Origin of the sequence: Streptomyces flavofungini (assembly GCF_041028215.1) — a bacterium.
GTDB classification, from domain to species: Bacteria; Actinomycetota; Actinomycetes; order Streptomycetales; family Streptomycetaceae; genus Streptomyces; species Streptomyces flavofungini_B.
Genome location: NZ_JASKYR010000979.1, coordinates 1 through 2,415 on the forward strand (window position 1 = coordinate 1; position 2,415 = coordinate 2,415).

Consider the following 2,415-nt stretch of genomic DNA (forward strand, 5'->3'; position numbering starts at 1 on the left):
GCCCGCCCCCGGACCGGCGTCCCCCTCTCCTTCACCCGCGTCACCAACGGGGCGGCCACCCTGCCGGCCGGCGGCGGCAGGCTCGTCGCCGAGGCGCAGGCCACGCTCTGGTCCCTGCCCCGCGAGGGCGGCGAAGCCGTGCCACTCACCCCCGCCGACCTGGAGCCCAACCGGCCCGTGCACGCGCCGGACGGCGAACTGATCGCGTTCGGGGCCTACCGGGACGGCGGCTTCCACCTCTGGACGATGCGCCCGGACGGCACCGGGCTGCGCCGGCGTACCGACGGCCCCTGGGACGACCGGGGCCCCGCCTGGTCGCCCGACGGCACCCGTATCGCCTTCGCCTCCGAGCGCGGCGGTGACCCCGTGCGGGGCGGTCCGTACCGCGTGCACGTCCTGCACCTGGCGAGCGGCCGGATCACCCGCCTCACCGGCCTGCCGGGCCAGGAGGGCCCGCTTCAGGACGGCCGTTGGGAGGACTTCGACCCCACCTGGTCACCCGACGGCGAGCGCGTCCTCTTCGTCCGGGGGGCGGTCACGGGGACCCAGGGCACGGCGGTCCTCCAGGCCCGTACCGTCGCGGCCGTCCCCGCCTCCGGAGCGGGACCCGTCACCACCGTCCGCACCGAGACGGAGAGCGCCCAGGTGATGACCCCGGCCCTCGCCCCCGACGGCGACCGGCTGGCCTACCTGCGCGTCACCGCGGCGCCCCACGCCTCCTGCGTCCTCGTCGTCGACGGCGCCCCCGTCGCGCTCGACGGCGACGTGGCCCCCGTACCGCCGCGCTGGACCGCCGACGGCAGGCTGCTGCTCACCGTGGACGGCCGCTTCACCCTCGTGCGCCCCGACGACCAGGGCGCGGCCGAGGCCATCCCCTTCGACGCGACCTCGCGGGTGGACCGGCCGCGGTACCGGGTCAAGGAGTACGACCTGGGCCTCGGCCGGGGCGGCCCGGTGCGCGGCATCCACCTGCCCGCGCTCTCGCCGGACGGGCGGCGGACCGCCTTCGCCGCGCTCAACTCGCTCTGGCTCGCCGACACGCGGGGCGGCCGCGCGCCCCGGCGGCTGCGCAGGGCGAAGGCCACCGGCTATCTGCTCGGCCCCGCCTGGGCCAGGGACGGCAGGTCACTGGTCTACGCGGACGACCGCGACGGGCTGCTCGGCGTGTACCGGCACGACCTCGCCACCGGCACCGAGACGGCGCTCGCGACCGGCGGCCGTGTCCACCCCGCGCTCTCGCCCGACGGAAAGCGGCTCGCCTGCCTCGACCTGACGGGGCGGCTGCTCGTCCGCGACCTGGCCGAAGGCACCGAACGCACCCTGGTCTCCCCGCTCGGCGGCGGCGGACTGCCCGGCAGGCCGAGCTGGTCGCCGGACGGCGCCTACGTCGCCCTGTGCGACCGCAACCGGCTCAACTTCCGCTTCCGCGAGGGCTACAACCTCATCCGCGTCGTCGACACAAGGACCGGCGAGGACCGGCTGCACGCCGTCGCCCCGCACACCTCGCTCGCCGACCGGTACGACTCCGGACCCGTCTGGTCGCCGGACGGCCGCCACATGGCGGTGATCGTGGACTCCGCGCTGTGCGTCCTGCCCGTCGCCGCCGACGGCACCCCGCGCGGCGAACTCCGCACCCTCACCGACGAACCGGCCGACCATCCGTCCTTCTCCGGCGACTCACGCACGCTCCTCTATCTGTCGGGCGGGCGGCTGCGCCTGATCGACGTGGCGGGCGGACGGCCGCGCACCGTCTCCGTACCCCTGGAGAGCCACCGGCCCGCACCCCCCGACACGGTGGTCCACGCCGGGCAGCTGTGGGACGGGACGGGGGAGGAGACCCGGGACGACGTCGACATCGTCATCCGGGACGGCCGTGTCCGGGCGGTGGAGCCGCACCGGAGCGGCAGACGCTCCGCCCGCCGGATCGACGCCTCACACCGCACGGTCGTGCCGGGCCTCTGGGACAGCCACACCCACCCCTGGCAGTACACCTACGGAGGCAGGCAGACGGCCGGGCAGCTGACCTACGGCATCACCACCGCCGTGTCCCTCGGCGGGTTCGCCTTCGAGCAGGCACGCGTCAGGGAAGCCGTCTTCACGGGCGAGCTCGCCGGGCCGCGCCTGCTGAGCACGGGCGAGCTCCTCGACGGGGCCCGGGTCGCGTACAGCATGGGGCGTGCCCATCTGAGCCTGGCGGGCCTGCGGCGCTCGCTCGACCGGGGCGCCGCGCTGGACTGGGACTTCGTCAAGACCTACGTACGGGCGCSGGGTCCGGGCACGCGGTGACCGCCTCGGGCAAGGCGTGGGACGACGTCCTCGCGATCTACACGGCGCCGGGGGCCCACTTCGGCCTTATCGCCACGCCCTTCACCGCCTCGCCGCTGCTCGGCGCGGACCCCGGCGCCGTGTAGATCG

1 pseudogene is annotated in these 2,415 nt (G+C 76.1%); it reads left to right on the forward strand.

Annotation, left to right across the window (positions count from 1 at the left end):
* Positions 1 to 2,399 (forward strand): annotated as a pseudogene (locus AB8Z36_RS37370) (amidohydrolase); the annotation flags it as partial.
* Between the last annotated feature and the right edge of the window lie 16 nt (positions 2,400 to 2,415).